15 protein-coding genes are annotated in these 15,950 nt (G+C 72.3%); 1 reads left to right on the plus strand and 14 read right to left on the minus strand.

The genetic code is table 11. The features are described from left to right. From H0487_RS10400 to H0487_RS10410, 3 genes are all read right to left on the minus strand, one after another. A partial coding sequence (locus H0487_RS10400) for a DUF1295 domain-containing protein (RefSeq protein ID WP_312855899.1) occupies positions 1-821 on the minus strand: 821 nt, incomplete at its 3' end. A gap of 24 nt (positions 822-845) precedes the next feature. Next, positions 846-1,670 carry an SDR family oxidoreductase gene (locus tag H0487_RS10405; RefSeq protein WP_183094167.1) on the minus strand — a complete coding sequence of 275 codons (825 nt, stop codon included), beginning with the start codon at positions 1,668-1,670 and terminating at the stop codon, positions 846-848. 7 nt (positions 1,671-1,677) lie between these two features. Continuing rightward, a complete protein-coding gene (locus H0487_RS10410) occupies positions 1,678-2,598 on the minus strand; it encodes a LysR family transcriptional regulator (RefSeq protein WP_183094168.1) in 921 nt (306 codons plus the stop codon). 96 nt (positions 2,599-2,694) lie between these two features. On the opposite strand from H0487_RS10410, the gene H0487_RS10415 reads away from it, so the two are divergent. Continuing rightward, on the plus strand, positions 2,695-4,053 hold the full coding sequence (locus H0487_RS10415) for an FAD-dependent oxidoreductase (protein ID WP_183094169.1): 1,359 nt from the start codon (positions 2,695-2,697) through the stop codon (positions 4,051-4,053). A gap of 18 nt (positions 4,054-4,071) precedes the next feature. On the opposite strand, the gene H0487_RS10420 is transcribed toward H0487_RS10415, so the two are convergent. From H0487_RS10420 to H0487_RS10470, 11 genes are all read right to left on the minus strand, one after another. Continuing rightward, positions 4,072-4,629, minus strand: a complete 558-nt coding sequence (locus tag H0487_RS10420) for a hypothetical protein (protein WP_183094170.1) — start codon at positions 4,627-4,629, stop codon at positions 4,072-4,074. Further along, positions 4,629-5,189 carry an Rv1363c family protein gene (locus H0487_RS10425; RefSeq protein ID WP_183094171.1) on the minus strand — a complete coding sequence of 187 codons (561 nt, stop codon included), beginning with the start codon at positions 5,187-5,189 and terminating at the stop codon, positions 4,629-4,631. Before H0487_RS10425 ends, H0487_RS10420 begins: the two co-directional genes overlap by 1 nt. Beyond that, a complete protein-coding gene (locus H0487_RS10430; protein WP_183094172.1) occupies positions 5,186-6,592 on the minus strand; it encodes an MCE family protein in 1,407 nt (468 codons plus the stop codon). The genes H0487_RS10425 and H0487_RS10430 overlap by 4 nt, the downstream gene beginning before the upstream one ends. Further along, complete coding sequence (locus tag H0487_RS10435) at positions 6,589-7,824, minus strand: MCE family protein (RefSeq protein ID WP_183094173.1); 1,236 nt, start codon at positions 7,822-7,824, stop codon at positions 6,589-6,591. Before H0487_RS10435 ends, H0487_RS10430 begins: the two co-directional genes overlap by 4 nt. Before the next feature lie 8 nt (positions 7,825-7,832). Beyond that, positions 7,833-9,011 carry an MCE family protein gene (locus H0487_RS10440; protein WP_246383335.1) on the minus strand — a complete coding sequence of 393 codons (1,179 nt, stop codon included), beginning with the start codon at positions 9,009-9,011 and terminating at the stop codon, positions 7,833-7,835. A gap of 5 nt (positions 9,012-9,016) precedes the next feature. After that, positions 9,017-10,138: an MCE family protein gene (locus H0487_RS10445; protein WP_183094175.1), complete on the minus strand. Its 1,122-nt coding sequence runs from the start codon at positions 10,136-10,138 to the stop codon at positions 9,017-9,019. After that, positions 10,135-11,256 carry an MCE family protein gene (locus H0487_RS10450; RefSeq protein ID WP_183094176.1) on the minus strand — a complete coding sequence of 374 codons (1,122 nt, stop codon included), beginning with the start codon at positions 11,254-11,256 and terminating at the stop codon, positions 10,135-10,137. The genes H0487_RS10445 and H0487_RS10450 overlap by 4 nt, the downstream gene beginning before the upstream one ends. Continuing rightward, positions 11,253-12,587 carry an MCE family protein gene (locus H0487_RS10455; protein ID WP_183094177.1) on the minus strand — a complete coding sequence of 445 codons (1,335 nt, stop codon included), beginning with the start codon at positions 12,585-12,587 and terminating at the stop codon, positions 11,253-11,255. The genes H0487_RS10450 and H0487_RS10455 overlap by 4 nt, the downstream gene beginning before the upstream one ends. Next, positions 12,584-13,438, minus strand: a complete 855-nt coding sequence (locus tag H0487_RS10460; RefSeq protein WP_183094178.1) for an MlaE family ABC transporter permease — start codon at positions 13,436-13,438, stop codon at positions 12,584-12,586. Before H0487_RS10460 ends, H0487_RS10455 begins: the two co-directional genes overlap by 4 nt. A gap of 1 nt (position 13,439) precedes the next feature. After that, positions 13,440-14,225, minus strand: a complete 786-nt coding sequence (locus H0487_RS10465; RefSeq protein ID WP_446685561.1) for an MlaE family ABC transporter permease — start codon at positions 14,223-14,225, stop codon at positions 13,440-13,442. 52 nt (positions 14,226-14,277) lie between these two features. Continuing rightward, positions 14,278-15,950: molybdopterin dinucleotide binding domain-containing protein (locus tag H0487_RS10470; protein ID WP_246383325.1), on the minus strand; the 1,673-nt coding region annotated here is incomplete at its 5' end.

The following is a 15,950-nucleotide window of genomic DNA, read 5'->3' on the forward strand; positions in this document are numbered from 1 at the left end:
GGGTCCGACGCCCGCCGCTCCAGGCTGCGCTTCTCCATCATCGGGATGCTGGCGCCGAGGAACATCGCGAGCATCGCGAGCGCCCCGACCATCTGCCACCACCAGTCCTCAGGCGCAGCAGCGATGCCGAAGAGTCCGAGGGAGAACCAGAAGGAGATCTCGCCGAGGTAGTTGGGGTGGCGGGACCAGCCCCACAGGCCGCGGTCCATCGCCTCGCCGGGCTTGCGGTCACGGGCGAACCGGCGCATCTGGCCGTCGGCGACGAGCTCGAGGAGGACGGCGCCGACCCCCACCAGCAGCGCGACCAGGTCGAGCCACCCGGCGTCGCGGCCGGTCAGGGCGACCGCGACATAGACGGGCACCATCCCGAGGAAGACCTGGAAGGTCGGCACCACGTGGATACCGACCAGGTCGACGACCATCTCGAGGCGACCGGCGCGGTCCCGCAGCAGCGGGTAACGCCAGTCCTCGTGGTGCAGGCCGGGGAAGGAGATCACCCAGTTCGCGGTGAGCCGCACCGCCCAGAGCGTGATGACCGTCAGGACCAGCACGGTCCGCAGGTCGTCGCCGGCCCCGTCGCTCGCGATCACCCAGTAGCCGGCGAGGTACGGCGGCAGGATGCTCCAGTAGGCGTCGTAGAAGCTGGAGTTCTTGTGCCACCTGCTGGCCACGAAGATGACCAGGGTCGCGACCAGGTCGGCGATCAGTCCGTCCAACCACAGGTGGTCGGTGTCGGGCCCCCACGCCAACCACGCGGTCGCCGCGCCGAACGCGAGCACGTAGGCCACCCCGACGCGGACCAGCGACTCCGTCTTGCTCACCTTCCGAGCATACTGGAACGTGTTCTAGTTTTGCTCAGTTTCGACGGTCGGACGGCGGAGGGCCCGGTCGACGACGACGGGCAGGTAGCGGATCGCCCAGGCGGCGAACCGGCTGTCACGGCCGGGGACGACGAGGAAGCCACGACGGCGGCGCAGTGCCTTCAGCAGCGCCTCAGCGACCTGCTCGGGGGTCAGGGTGCTGACGCTCTCCTCGGCGGCCAGCACCTCCGGCGGCTTGTGGCGGTTCTCCTCCTCGAAGCCGGGGGTGAGCGTGTTGGGCGGGCAGAGCACGAGCACGCGGACCCCGGCCGGGGCGACCTCGCGGCGCAAGGCCTCGGAGAAGCCGATGACGCCGAACTTGGTCGCGCTGTAGACCGTGTAGCCGAAGACCCCCGCCAGGCCGGCCATCGAGGAGGTCGTCACGATCGTGCCGCCGCCGGCGGCCTCCAGGTGCGGCAGCACCGCGCGGGCGACGTGCACCGTGCCCAGCAGGTTGGTCGCCACCATGCCGGTGACGTCCTCGTCCGGGAGGTCGCCGAGGTAGCCCGGTCGGGCGTAGCCGGCGGTGGTGACGACGAGGTCCGGCGGACCCACGTCGGCCACCAGCGCGTCGATCACCCGCCCGACCTGGCCGGCGTCGGTGATGTCGACCACGCGCGACTCCAGCACCTGGTCGGGCCGGTCCCGCTCGGCCTCGAGCGCCACCAGGGCGGCTGCCAGCTTGGTCTCCGACCGCGACAGCACGACGACGTCGCCACCCGCCGCCGCCAGCCGCCGGGCGACCGCGAGGCCGATGCCCTCCGAGCCACCGACGACGTACGCCCGCTGCCCTCGCTGCACCGCGGCCATCAGGCCCTCACCTCCGCGCCGCGGCCCAGGCGACCAGGTCGCGGGCGGCGCCCTCGGGCGGGTGCGCGCCACCGCGCCAGACCGCGTGCAGGCGGCGGGTCAGGTCGAGCCCGGCGACGTTGATCCGGACCAACCGGCCGGTCGCGAGGTCCTCGCGGATCGCGTGCGCCCCCACTGCCGCCGGCCCCGCTCCCGCGGAGACCGCGGACCGCACCGCCGCGGTGCTCGACAGCTCCAGCGCGGGCGCGGCGACGGGGAGCCCCTCGAGTGCCCGGTCGAGCACGGTGCGGGTGCCCGACCCGGGCTCCCGCACCACGAGGGGCGTGGCGGCCAGGGTCGTCGCGGTGACCCGCCGGGTGGAGCGCTGCGCCCACGGGTGCTGCGGGCCGACCACGACGACGAGCGTGTCGGTCCCGACGAGCCGGTGCTGGAGGTCGTCGGGGGCGTCCGGGCCCTCGACGAAGCCGAGGTCGACGTCGCCGGCCAGGACCATCGCCGCGACCCGTTCGCTGTTGGTCGCGGTCATGGTGACCTCGGTCGGCGTCTGCCCGAGCTGCTGCTGGCGCGACCGGAGGGCGACCAGCCAGCCGGGGAGCAGGTGCTCGGCGATGGTCAGGCTCGCGGCGATCGTCAGGTGGCCGCGCCGGTCTGCGCGGAGCGCCGCGATCCCCGCGTCGAGCTGCTCGGCGGCCTCGATGACCCCCGCCGACCACTGGACCACGAGCTCACCGGTCGGCGTCAGCGCCGACCCGCGCCGGGTGCGGTCGAGCAACGGCGCCCCGACCAGCGACTCCATGGTGCGGACCCGCGACGACGCGGCCTGCTGGGTGATGCCGAGCTCGGCCGCTGCTGCGCTGAGGCTGCCGGTGCGCGACACGACGGTGAGCAGCTCCAGAGCGCGCAGCTCGGGCACGCGGGATCCCAGCACGGGCCCAGGCTACCCAAGGTCGCCCCAAGGTTGCCTTGTGACCCCACAACCACAACCTCGTTCTGTGGCGGGCCGTTCGTGTCCAGACTTGAGGACATGAGCAACTCCCCCCTGCGTGTCGCGATCATCGGCGGCGGCCCGGCCGGCATCTACGCCGCCGACATCCTCACCAAGGCCGCTGCTGAGAACGGGTCGGCCGTCTCGGTCGACATCCTCGAGCGGCTGCCCGCGCCCTTCGGGCTGGTCCGGTACGGCGTCGCCCCCGACCACCCGCGCATCAAGGAGATCGTCAAGGCGCTCCAGCGGGTGCTGGCCAAGCCGGAGGTGCGCTTCCTCGGCAACGTCGAGTACGGCGTCGACGTCAAGCTCGAGGACCTGCGCGACTTCTACGACGCGGTCGTCGTCTCGACCGGCGCCATGGCCGACCGCGACCTCGGCATCCCGGGTGAGGACCTGTCGCACGGCGCCGCCGACTTCGTCTCCTGGTACGACGCCCACCCGGACGTCCCGCAGACCTGGCCGCTCGCGGCCGAGAAGGTCGCGGTCATCGGCGTCGGCAACGTCGCGCTCGACGTCGCCCGGGTCCTCGCCAAGACCGGCGACGAGATGCTCACCACCGACATCCCGGCCCACGTCTACGAGGGCCTCCGGGCCAAGACGACGACCGACGTGCACGTCTTCGCGCGCCGCGGTCCGGCCTACGCGAAGTTCTCGCCGCTCGAGCTCCGCGAGCTCAACCACTCGCCCAACGTCGAGGTGATCGTGCACCCGGAGGGCTTCGACGTCGACGACCACGGCATGGAGCACATCGCCCAGCACAAGGCCCAGAAGATGGTGCTCGACACCCTCGCCAACTGGGTGGGCCGCGAGCCGGTCGGCAAGCCGCACCGCATCCACCTGCACTTCGGGGAGGCCCCGGTCGAGATCCTCGGCGGCCCGGACGGCGTCGCCACCCTGCGCACCGAGCGCACCGAGTCGCGGGGCGACGGCTCCGTCGCGGGCACCGGCCAGGTGACCAACTGGGACGTCCAGGCGGTCTATCGCGCGGTCGGCTACCGCAGCAGCGCGCTGCCGGGCCTGCCGTTCGACGACCGTGCAGCCGTCATCCCCAACGAGGAGGGCCGGGTGCTCGACCTCGATGGCGAGCCGATCCCCGGCACCTATGTCACCGGCTGGATCAAGCGCGGCCCGGTGGGCCTCATCGGCCACACCAAGAGCGACGCGGCCCAGACGGTCGGCCACCTGCTCGCTGACCACGCCGTCACCGGCCCCACCGCTCCCCTGCGCGAGCCGTCCGACGTCGACGCCTATCTCGCCGGCCGTGACGTCGCGGTCGCCACGTTCGAGAGCTGGGAGCGCCTCGACCTGCACGAGGTCGCGCTCGGCGAGGCCGAGGGCCGGACCCGGGTCAAGGTCGCCACCCGCGAGGAGATGCTCCGCGCCGGCCGGCCCTGACAGGCCGAGACACCAGGGTCAGATCGGGTCGATCGACTCGACCCGCCAGGCCCCGTCCTCCTGGGTGAGCCCGACGAGCACGCGGTTCTGGGAGACCCGGACGGGAGCGTCCTCGTCCTCGAGCGTGGTGCTCGAGACGAGGGCCTGGTCGACGTAGACGAGCGCCAGGACGTGGCCGTCGTCCGTGCTGACCAGCCCGGCAGCCCGGACCGTCGCCGTCGTGACGGCCTTCTGCTTGCGGGCGAGCTCGGCTGCCGACGCCTGGAACGTACGGCGGAACTCCTCCGCGAAGTCCTCGGTCATCACGGCGGTGGCCGCGTCGAGGCCCTTGGCGAGGCGGCGGTAGTCGTAGCCGAGGGCGAGCGGCATCGCGGTGGCAGCCGCCTCGACGGCCGCGTCGAGGTCGTCGGGGAGCGAACCCGGCACATAGACCTCGCCCTGGTCGGCGCGCACCGGCGCCTTGCCGGCAGGCGCGGGCGGGTCGTTGTCGACCCGGAGGTAGGTCACGCCGAGCGCCAGTAGGGCGACGCCGAGGACGAGGGCGAGGGTGCGCTGGAGCGTCGAGATCTCAGCCATCAGCCCACCTGCTCGAACCGGGACACGCGCCAGGTGTCGTCGTCGGACCGGGTCAGCACCAGGCGGGTGCGGTAGCGGGTGTCCTCACCCGCGGTGCCGTCGGCCTCGGTGCGGACGTCCACCGACACGAGCACCCATGCCTCGTCCTCGCCCAGGTACTCCACCGCCGTGCCGTTGTCGGTCACGCCGGCGGTCAGCACCAGCTTCTTCGACTCCACGGCCTTGCGGAGGTCGGCGGACTGCTTCTCGTACTGCTGCTCGAACTCCCCGGTCGCCGAGGCCAGGACCCGCTCCATGTCCTCCTCGATGGTGCGGTGGTCGAGCGTGAAGAAGTCGCGCGCCGTCGTCACCGCCACCTCGGTCGGTGCGTCCGCGACGGTCGGCGCGTCCTCGGTGCGGGCGCGGTCCCAGGTGAGGTAGCCGAGCACCCCGACCGCGACCAGCAGCACCGCCACGACCGCCCAGCCGAGCAGGTCCTCGCGCCGCCACAGCGGCCGACCCGGCTCCAGCCCCGTCTCCGGCACCGGCTCCGTCAGGTCGTCGTTCGTCTCGTCGCTCACGGCTTCTCCAAGAGGTGGCCGAGCAGCCACCCCAGTCCCTCGTCACCGCTCGGCGGAGCCTCGCCGCGGCTCCCCTCGAGACGCACCGCGGCGTTGCCGTCGGTCACCAGCCCGGTCGCCGGGTCGTAGACCACCATCGTGGTGTCCGGCTGCGGCGACGGCCCCGCTCCGGGGCGCCGGAACGCCGGGGTGGTGACGTTCTGCGCGCCCCGCACGTTCGGGGTGACCGGGTCGGTCGGCAGGGCCGCGCAGTGGGCGCGCAGGTTCGGCTCGGAGTTGCGGGGCTGCGCCGGCCCGGCGCCGTCCACCGGACGACCGAGCGGGTCGTAGCGCCGGGTCCCCTCGTAGCCCTTCGTGCAGGACACGTACCGCTGGGCCCCGAGCTTGTCGAGCTGCTGGGAAAGGTGGAGCGTGTAGATGGGTTCACCGCTGTCGTCGTAGTGGCAGGTGCTGGCCACGGCCTCGCCGGTCCGTGGGTCGTAGTCGTCGCAGAAGCGGGCGCTGTTGACCTGGTTCTCCAGGATCCAGGGGAACACGGTCAGCGTCTTGCGCAGGCCCGGGAGCCGGTCCTGGGCGATCTCGGTGACCGTGATCAGGTTGCCGAGGAGCACGGGCAGGATCGGCTGGTTGTCGGCCAGCAGGTTGGTGACGCTGGTGGAGGACCGCAGACCGGTGTCGTAGAGGCTCACCAGGGTCGGGTCGAGGGCCCGGATCGTCGACAGCAGGCCGGCGAGCTCGGCCGTCCACTGTCGGGTCTCGGGCGCGAGGTCGACCTGGGTGGTGAGGACCTTGCGAGCGTCGCGGATCAGGGCCGTGACGTCCTCGATGTTGGCCAGCGCGTCCTCGGCGAGCTGCCGTCCGCCCTCGACCAGCCGGCCGAGGCTCGGACCGATCCCGGCGAGCGCGACCTCGCTCTCCCGCAGCAGCGTCTCGAGGTCGTCCAGTGGGATCGACCGCGCGAGGCCGTCGAGGTTGCCGAGCAGTCGCTCGAGAGGGATCGGCGAGGTGGTGTCCTCCAGCGCGATGACGTCGCCGTCCTCGAGGACCTCACCGCCACTCGTCAACGGAGTGAGAGCGACGTAGCCCTCGCCGATCGCCGACTTCGCGGCGACGGCGCCGCGCACCTCGCGCGAGATCTCCACGCCGTCGTCGATGAGGAGGACGACCGTGGTCGCCTGGCCGGGGCCGGGCCGGAGCTCGTCGACCCGGCCGACGCGGGTGCCGAGCAGCTCGACGTCGGCGCGGGGGTAGAGCCCGCCGGGGTCGGCGACGACCATCTTGACCTCGTACGGCGGGTTGATGATCGACCCGACGCCGAGATAGCGGGTGGCGCCGTACCAGACCACCAGCAGGGTCACGACCGCGAACACGACCAGCTGGATCTTCACCCTGCGCGCGATCACGGCGTGCCTCCGAGGGTCAGCAGGGAGGCGAGGTCGACCGCCGGCTCGGAGACCGTCGTGCCGGTGACCCGCTGCCGTCCGCCCGGCAGGTTGAGCAGCGCCTGCGGAGCCTGGAGGTCGGGGAGCAGGTCGAGCAGCTCGTCGATCGGGAGCTCCGGCAGGTCGGGCAGGCCCGGTAGCCCCGGGTCGGTGCCCGCGGGCTCGTCGGTCGGCAGGTCGGGGACGTCCGCACCGACCGGGCTGCGCCCGAGCAGGTGGTTGAGGGAGTCGATGTCGAGGACGATCGTCGCGAACATGCCGGCGTAGTCACCCTTGGTGACGTACTTCGTGTAGCTCGGGAACGGGAACGTGATGATCCCCTCCAGCGCCCGCGCGAGCAGGTGCTTCGAGTCGGCGAGGTCGTTGAGGATCGGAGCGAGCAGCTCGAGGTCGGCCACCGTGGCGGCCTTCGTGTCACGGATCAGCGGCACGGCGACGTCGGAGAGGTCGCCGAGCGCGGTCAGCGTCCGCACCAGGCGGGGCCGCTGCCGGTCCAGCGCCGCCAGCCCCTCGGGCACCGCCTCGAGCGCCGCCTCGATGGCGCCGCGCTGGGCGTTGAGCGACGTGGCCAGCCGGTCCACCGAGTCGAGCGCAGCGACGATGCCGTCGCGGTTGTCGGCGAGCAGCCCGATCAACCGCCCGAGCTCCTTGGTCGTCCCGCCGAGGTCGGACTGGCTGAGGGCGGCCGTCAGCTCGCGGCTGATCGTGTCGACCTTCTCCAGCCCGCTCCCGTTCAGCACCTGCGAGAGCGCCCCCAGAACGATCTCGACGTTCGGTACGACGTGGGTCCTCGCCTCGTCGATGGTCGACCCCGGCTCCAGCTCGCCCTCGGGGCCCTCCCCGGCCGGCGGGTCGAGCGCGACGAAGCGCTCGCCGAGGAGGCTGGTCTCGCGGAGCGTCGCGACGGCGTTGCCGGCGAGGGTGACGTCCTCGTCGATGCGGCACACGACGGTCGCCTTGAGGTCGTCGCGCAGCTCGATCGACTCGACGGAACCCACGACGACGTCGTTGGCGCGGCAGGTCTCCTGCGGCACCAGGTTGGTGACGTCGTCGAACACCATCGTCACCCGGTAGCCGTCCTTGCCCTCACCACCCGGCAGGGGCAGGGACGACGCGCCGCGGTACTCGCAGCCGGTCGCGACGACGCACGTCAGCGTCGCTGCCACGACGGCCAGGGTCAGGGTGCGGTTCATCGGCCGGCTCATGGCTGGGCCTCCCGTTCAGCGACCTCGCGCGGGCTCGGGTCGAGCGGGACCTCGGTGTCGTAGGCCTCCTGGAGCAGTGCCCCCAGGTCACCGCCCAGGCCGGCAAGCGCCGTGCAGAACGGCGCCAGCTGCGTGCCGGCCTCCGGCGGCAGCGCCGAGCAGAACGCGCCGAAGGCGTAGGAGAGCTGGGTGTTGAGGTCCTCGAACAGCGCGGCGTGCAGGTTCTGCGACCCGGTGCGGCCGTCGACGGTGGTGTTGCCCCGGTTGGTCGGGTCCCAGTTGCGCGGCACGTAGGTGTTGAGCAGGTTGACCAGGCCCACCGGCGCGAGGTCGGAGATCTCCTCCAGCTCGCGGGTGTGGCGTCGGAGAGCCCGGCTGACGCTGGTCAGGTCGGCCAGGCTGTCGCGCAGGGTCGCCCGGTTGTCCTTGGCGAACGTGGCGACCCGGCCCAGGGCTCGGTCCAGGGTGGTGACCGCTGCGGTGATGTCGCTGCCCTGGCCGTTGAGCTCGGTCGCGACCGCGACCAGGCTGACGACCAGGCTCCGCAGCACGCCGTCGGATTCCGACAGGCGGCGCGTCAGCCGGTTGAGGTTCGACGTGGTCCCTTGGAAGTCGCCGCTGCTTCCGGCGAGGACCCCGATCGCGTCGGCGAGCTCGCGCACCGTGGCGTTGAGCAGCCGGCCGCGGCCGCGCAGGTTGTCGGCCCCCGCGCTGATGAAGCGCGAGAGCGCTCCGTCGTCGTTGACGCCGTCAGGACCCAACGAGCCGGCGACCTTGTCCAGCGCCCGGTAGGTGTCGTCGAGCTCCAGCGGTACGCCGGAGCGCTCGATCCCGAGCTCGGCGCCGTCGGCGAGGACGTCCCCTCCGGTGTAGGCCGGGGCGAGCTGGATGAAGCGGTCGCCGACGACCGACGGCGGCACGATCACCGCGTGCACGTCGGCGGGCAGCCGGACGTCGGGGTCGTAGGAGATGGAGACCCGGACCTCGGTCCCCTCGACCTCGATCGCGTCGACCGTGCCGACCGGCACACCGAGCACCTTGACCTTGGCGCCCTCGTAGAGGTTCGTCGTACGGGGGAACATCACGGTGAGCGTGTGCTGGTCCTCGCTGAGCGCCGGGCGCAGGGTGGCCAGGCCGACCAGCACCAGGACGGCGGCGACGCTGACGATGATCATCTTCCTCACGGCTGCACCCCCTCCTCGGAGAGACGGGAGGTCATCGCCGGCCCGAGCGGCAGGCACGGCGAGTCGCTGCCGTTGACCGAGCCGTTGAGCGCGCTCAGGATCGGGTCGAGGAGCCCGTAGACGGGGTCGGTCGTGTCACCGGTGCTGCACAGGGCGAAGCCGCGCGGGAACTTCAGGGTCGCGTCGAACCACCGTCCGCTGCCGCCCACGTTGGTGAACTCACGGGCGTACGGCGCCGCGTAGGTGAGCGTCTGCTCGATCTCACGTTCGTGGCGGCGCAGGACGCTGGTGACGCTGCGCAGGTCGCGCAGAGCCGGCCCCAGGGCGGCCTCGTTGTCGTCCACCAGCCCGGCGACCTGCTCGGCCAGGCCGCGGGTGTCGCGGATGATCGCGCGGATCAGCTCGCGGCGGTCGTCGAGCACCGTCAGCACCTCGTCGGAGGCCGTCAGCAGCTGGGCGAGCTCCTCGTCGCGCTCGGCGATGACGCCGGTGACCCGCTCGGTCCGGTCGAACAGCTCGGTGATCGCCGCGTCGCGACGGGTGACGGTCCGGGAGAGCCGGGTGAGCCCGTCGAGGGCGCCGTCCATCTCGGGTGCGGTCCGGCGCAGGGTCTCGCTCAGGGAGTCGAGCGCGTCCGCGACCTGGTCGGTGTCGATCCGCTTGGTCGTCCCGGCCAACCGGTTGAACGCCGGGACGATGTTGATCGGGGTGCGGGTGCGGTCGAGCGGGATCGTCGACCGCTCGGGCATCGGGTCCTCCCCGGCCGGCGTCACGCTGAGGTAGTGCTGACCGAGGAGGGTCTTCACCTCGATGCCGGCCTCGGTGCGCTGACCGAGCTCCACCCCGGAGACCGTGAACTCGACCACGACCTTGTCGCCGTCGAGCAGCAGGTCGGTGACCTTCCCGACCTTGACCCCGGCCACGCGGACCTCCTCGCCGACGACGAGACCGGAGGCGTCGGTGAACTCGGCGCGGTAGGTCGTGCTGTCGTCGACGAACGGGAGCCGGTTCCAGCTGGCGACGAGCGCCAGCGTCGCGGCGATGCCGACCAGCCCGACGATCGCGATGACCACGGGGTTGCGCTCGGTGAAGGCCACCCGGCCCGCGCGGCGGCTCATCCCTGTCCTCCCGACCGGTTCGGGGGCACGGCGTCGGCGCCCGCACAGACCGAGTCGGCCTCGTTGGCCGAGATCGCGGGAGTCCCGAGGTAGAGGTCCTCCCCGAGCAGCCGGACCCGGAGCTCGGCGCCGCAGACGTAGAAGTTGAACCACGACCCGTAGGACCCGGTCCGTGCCATCAGCCGCAGCTTGCGTGGCATCTCGCGCAGCGACGCGGCGAGGACGCCGCGATCGACGTGCAGGACCCGGGCCACGCGCTGCAGACCGCGGACCGTGTCCTTCAGCGGCGGTCGGACGTCGCGAAGGAGACCCTCCGTGCCGACCAGGAGCTCCTCGAGCCGCGAGAGCTGGACGACGATCGTGTTCCGGTCGGAGGACAGCCCGGCCATCAGGTCGCGGAACTCCACGATGAGGGCCGTGAGCTCGGTGTCGCGGACGTCGAGACTGGTGAGCACGTCGTTGAGGTTGGTGACCACGCTGCCGATGACGGCGTCCTTGTCGGCGAGGGTCGAGGTGAGGGTCGCGGTGTCCTCGAGCAGTGCCGAGATGCTCGCCGCCTCACCCTGGAACGCGCGCACGATCTGGAAGGACAGCTCGTTGGTCTGCTTCGGGTCCAGCGCCCGCAGCAGCGGCTGGAACCCGTTGAAGAGCTCGGTGAGGTTGAGCGCCGGCGTGGTCTGGTCGACCCCGAAGGTCTCGCCCTCGGGCATCTCCTCCCCGTCCCCGGCGGTCTCCTCGATCGCCAGGTAGCGCTGCCCGACGATGTTCTCGTAGCGCAGCTCCAGCTGGGCGTTGCGCAGGACCGGTACGTCGTCGCGCACCTCGAACTCGAGGATCGCCTGCTGCCGGCCGTCGTCGGCCTCGACGAGCTCGACCCCCTTGACCTTGCCGACCGCGATCCCCGACACCCGCACCCGGTCGCCCTTCAGCACGCCGGTCGCGTCGGTGAACCGCGCGTAGTAGGTCCGGTTGTCGGTGAAGGTGATGTTGCCGATCAACGTGGCCAGCAGCCCGATGAGGACCACCGTCACCGCGGCGAAGACGGCCATCTTCCAGGCCGAGGACGGGATCGGGCTGCGCTTCTTGGGCAGCCGGGTCGGCGGGACGGAGGTAGTCACCGGACCGTCACCTCGCCCTCGGTGAGGGGCAGCACGAGCAGGGCGGCGTAGCCCGGTACGTCGGCGAGGTCGACGTCGAGCGCCTCCGCGGCGATCGCCCGCGCCATCACCTCGCGTGCCGGCGGAGCCGCCCGCACCTCGTCGGCGCGGGCGTCCCCGGACGCCCGCTCGCCCAGGTCGAACGTCTGCCCGTAGGGCTGCTGGGAGTAGGGCTGCGGCGTCTCGCCGAGCGCGGTCACCCGCTTCGGCAGGAGCGGGCAGTGCGGCGCCCAGCCCGGCACCTCCGGCGGCAGGTTGCCGACGAAGGCCTCGTTGCCGGGATCGGTGGGCAGGTCGTTCGGGTAGTCGTAGCCGGCCTGGTCGACGATCATGTCGACCGACAGGGCGATGTAGGGGCCGCGAACACCCGAGGCCAGGTTGGCGAGCTTGTTGCCCGCGTCGAGCGCGCGCAGGATGCACGGCACGGTGCCCGAGTAGCGCTCGAGGACCTCGAGGACCGGACGCGCCCGCCCGCTCAGCTCGACCAGGTCGTCGCGGTTGCGGCGCAGGACGTGCTCGGCCTGGGCCGCGGTGCCCGCGGCCGCGTCGAGGACGGCCGCGAAGTCGTCCTCGTGAGCCACCAGGTTCTCCCGGGAGATCGCCGCGCTGTCGTCGAGGATCGAGAGGAAGTCGGGCGCCGCGTCGGCATAGACCGACGCCGTGGTCGCCAGCAGCCGCACGTCGGCGACCAGGTCGTCGTACGACGGCGACAGCCGGGCCAGCAGGGTCTCGGTGCTGCGCAGGGTGCGGGCGATGCTCTCCCCGCGCCCGTCGAGCGCGTCGGCGAGCGAGCCGAGCACGGCCGAGACGCGGGCCGGGTCGAGGGTCTGCAGGGCGGGGACCAGCCGGTCGAAGATCTCCCCGAGCTCCACCGCGGTGCGGGTCTGCTCGATGGTGTCGCCGTCCTCCAGCACGGGCGTGTCACCCGTGGCCGGCCCGGTGGTCGAGCGGAGGTCGACGTACTTGTCGCCGAAGAGGGTCTTGGGCACGACGACGGCGTCGACGTCGGCGGGGATCTGCTCCATCAGGTCGGGGTCGATCCCGAGGACGACCCTGGCGGTGGTGCCGTCGGTCGTCACCTCCCGGACCTCCCCGACGATGAGCCCCTGGAACTCCACGTCGGACTGGACGCGCAGGCCGAGTCCGACCTGCTGGGTCTCGAGCGAGACCTCCGCGCGGTCCTGCCACGGCAGGTCCTTGTTGTAGGCGGCGATGCAGGCCAGCACCAGCGCCGCGACCACTACGAGGTAGCCGAGGCCGAGCAGCGGCCGGGAGGACGGGCGTGCGCTCATCCGGCGATCCGTACCGTCGTCGTCGAGCCCCACAACGCCAGGCTGAGGAAGAAGTCGGAGACCACGATGAGCACGGTGGCCATCCGCACGGCCCGGCCGACGGCCACGCCCACGCCCGCCGGCCCGCCGGTGGCGTTGAAGCCGTAGTAGCAGCAGACCAGGGTCAGCAGGATCGAGAAGATGAGGACCTTGCCGAACGAGTAGAGGATGTCGATCGGCGGCAGGAACAGCGTGAAGTAGTGGTCGTAGGTGCCACCGGTCAGTCCGTAGTAGTGGATGGACACGGCCTGGGTGGCGGCGTAGGTGCCGATCAGACCGACCAGGTAGAGCGGGATGATGGCGATGAACGACGCCGCGATGCGGGTGCTCACCAGGTAGGGGATCGACGGGATCGCCATCACCTCGACGGCGTCGATCTCCTCGCTGATCCGCATCGCGCCGAGCTGGGCGGTGAACCCGGCTCCGACGGTCGCCACGAGCGCGTTCGCCGCGATCAGCGGGGCGACCTCGCGGGTGTTGAAGTAGGCCGAGAGGAACCCGACGTACGGCTCGATGCCGACCTGCTTCAGCCCCTGGTAGCCGACCAGGCCGACGACGCTCCCGACCGCGACCACCTCGAAGACGATGATGCCGAGGGTGCCGGCGACGAGTACGAGCGCACCGCGCCCGAGGCTGACTTCGGCCAGCAGCCGCAGCACCTCGCGGCGGTAGTGGACGACCGCGACCGGCAGGCCACGGAGGCTCTTGCCGTAGAACGCGACCTGGTCGCCGAGCTCGCCGAGCCCGGCAAGGGTCGCGCGCCAGGCACGCCGCGGCGCGCCGCGGAGGTCGGAGTCGGTCAGCTCTGCCATGTCAGAGGCCCTTCGGCGGCACGAGCTGGAAGTAGACGGCGGTGATGATCGTGTTGGCGATGAAGAGGAGCACGAAGGACACGACGACCGACTGGTTCACGCCGTCGCCGACGCCCTGCGGTCCACCCTTGGCGTTGACCCCCTGGTACGCCGCGACGATGCCGGCGATGAGGCCGAAGATGAACGCCTTGATCTCACCGATCCAGAGGTCCGGGAGCTGCGCCAACGCGGTGAAGGCGTTGACGTAGGCACCCGGTGAGCCACCCTGGACGAGCACGTTGAAGCCGTAGGCGCCGCCGGTGCCGACGGCGGTCGCGACGCCGTTGAGCAGGACCGCGACGATCGCCATCGCCAGCACCCGCGGGACGACGAGCCGCTGGATCGGGGAGATGCCGAGCACGGCGAGGGCGTCGAGCTCCTCGCGGATCTTGCGGGACCCGAGGTCCGCCGCGACGGCCGTCCCGGCCGCGCCGGCGACGATCACCACCGTCGCGACCGGCGCGGCCTGCTGGACGATGCCCGTGACGGCGGCAGCGCCGGTGAACGAGGTCGCGCCGAGCTGGTTGAACAGGGAGCCGATCTGGAGGGAGAGGACCGCCCCGAACGGGATGGTGATCGCCATCGCCGGAAGGAGGGAGACCCTCGTGACGAACCACATCTGGTCGCTCAGCTCACGCCACTGGAACGGGCGGACGAACATCCCGCGCATCACCTCGAGCGCGAACGCGAAGAGCTGGCCGACCGGCACCAGGGGGCGCGAGAGCCGTGCGGTGACCGGCTGGCTCACAGAAGCCTCCTGGGGACGCGGCGGTGGTCGGCCCGAGTCGCTGACATGGGAGTCAACCGCCGACCGCCTCGGACGTTACGGCCACGTGACGAGAAATTGGCAGACTGCCAATAATGGGCTCGTCAGACCCCACCGGGCGAACCTCGACCGGCACCCCGTTGACCGCGGCGGTGCCGGTGGGGACGTCGACGAGCCGGTCGTCGGTCAGCAGGTTGGCGTTGACGCCGGCTCGTCGGGCCGCCACCCCGAGCCGCGCGCCCGCCACCGTGTGGCCCCAGCCGTGCGGCAGGCTCACGACGCCCGGCGGCACCTCGTCGGTCACCTCGACCTCGGCCACCACCCTCCCGGCCCGGGTGACCAGCTCGGCGAGCCCGCCGTCGGCGAGCCCGAGGCGCCGGGCGTCGTCCGGGTGCACCTGCACCGTGCAGTCGTTGCCGGACCGGTTGAGGGTTGCGACGTTGTGCATCCACGAGTTGTTGGACCTGAGGTGGCGACGCCCCAGGAGGACCAGCCGCTCGGAGCCCTCCGCCGGCGCGTCCAGCACCGCCTCCAGGCGCGGGAGGTCGTCGACCACCGCGGCCGGCGCGAGCTCGACCCGACCGCTCGCGGTGGCGAGCACGTCGGGCAGTCGCGGCTGCAGCGGGCCGAGATCGATCCCGTGCGGCTGGGCCCGCAGGTCCGCGAGCGTCAGCCGGTAGGGACCCGACCGCAGCAGCACGTCGAGCAGCCGCTCGGGCCCGACCAGGTCGTCGTCCGGCACCAGGCCCGCGCGGCCGGCGAGCGCCTCGGCGAGCCCCTGGTCGAGGGCGGCGACGTCGGGCGCGGGGCCGAGACCACCGGCGATCGCGCCGAGTCGCAGCATCGTCTCCCACTCCCCCGGCACCCGCTCTGCGGGCGCGGGCTCGAGGACGGCCGGTGAGTAGTTGGCGACGTTGCGGACGGCGTACTGGAAGAGCAGCAGGTCGTAGTGCGACCGCTCGAGGACGGACGGCCCCGGCAGGATCACGTCGGCGTGCCGGGTGGTCTCGTTGAGGTAGACGTCGACGCTCACCATGAGGTCGAGGGACTCCAGCGCCCGGGCGAACCGCGCCGAGTTCGGCGAGCTCAGGCACGGGTTGCCGCTGAAGGTGAGCAGGGCCCGGACCTGACCCGGACCCGGCGTGAGGATCTCCTCGGGGAGGGCGACGACCGGGAGCTCGCCCATGATCTCCGGGTGGCCGGACACGCGGCTGTGCCACCGGCCGTGGCGGAACGGACGACGATGGCCGGGCCGGCTGTTGGGCTGTCCTGCCGCGGCCCGCGGGAACATCAGCCCCCCGGGGCGGTCCAGGTTGCCGGTCAGGACGGCGAGGACGTCGATCAGCCAGCTGGTGAGCGTCCCGAACTGCTGCGCGGTGGTGCCGAGCCGGCCATAGACGGCCGCCCGGTCCGCGGCGGCCAGCTCGCGCGCCAGCCGGCGGGTCGTGGCGGCGTCGATGCCGGTTCGGGGAGCGACCCGCTCCGGCGTGAACGGCGCCACCAGCGGCCCGAGGGACTCGAGCCCGGCGACGTGCCCCGCAGCCGCGCCGAGGTCCACCAGGTCCTCGTCGAGGATCACCTGGACCATCGCCGCGAGCAGCAGCGCGTCGGTACCCGGGACGATCCGGAGGTGCTCGTCGGCGAGCCCGGCGGTCCGGGTACGACGGGGGTCGATGACGACCAGGCGGGCGCGCCCCCTGGTCCCGC

Origin of the sequence: Nocardioides stalactiti (assembly GCF_014180715.1) — a bacterium.
Taxonomy (GTDB): Bacteria; Actinomycetota; Actinomycetes; order Propionibacteriales; family Nocardioidaceae; genus Nocardioides; species Nocardioides stalactiti.

Coding starts and splice junctions, on each gene's coding strand:
- H0487_RS10435 (WP_183094173.1), bottom strand. CDS start 7,824: ATGAACCGCACCCTGACCCTGGCCGTCGTGGCAGCGACGCTGACGTGC.
- H0487_RS10415 (WP_183094169.1), top strand. CDS start 2,695: ATGAGCAACTCCCCCCTGCGTGTCGCGATCATCGGCGGCGGCCCGGCC.
- H0487_RS10455 (WP_183094177.1), bottom strand. CDS start 12,587: ATGAGCGCACGCCCGTCCTCCCGGCCGCTGCTCGGCCTCGGCTACCTC.
- H0487_RS10405 (WP_183094167.1), bottom strand. CDS start 1,670: ATGGCCGCGGTGCAGCGAGGGCAGCGGGCGTACGTCGTCGGTGGCTCG.
- H0487_RS10440 (WP_246383335.1), bottom strand. CDS start 9,011: ATGATCATCGTCAGCGTCGCCGCCGTCCTGGTGCTGGTCGGCCTGGCC.
- H0487_RS10445 (WP_183094175.1), bottom strand. CDS start 10,138: ATGAGCCGCCGCGCGGGCCGGGTGGCCTTCACCGAGCGCAACCCCGTG.
- H0487_RS10420 (WP_183094170.1), bottom strand. CDS start 4,629: ATGGCTGAGATCTCGACGCTCCAGCGCACCCTCGCCCTCGTCCTCGGC.
- H0487_RS10460 (WP_183094178.1), bottom strand. CDS start 13,438: ATGGCAGAGCTGACCGACTCCGACCTCCGCGGCGCGCCGCGGCGTGCC.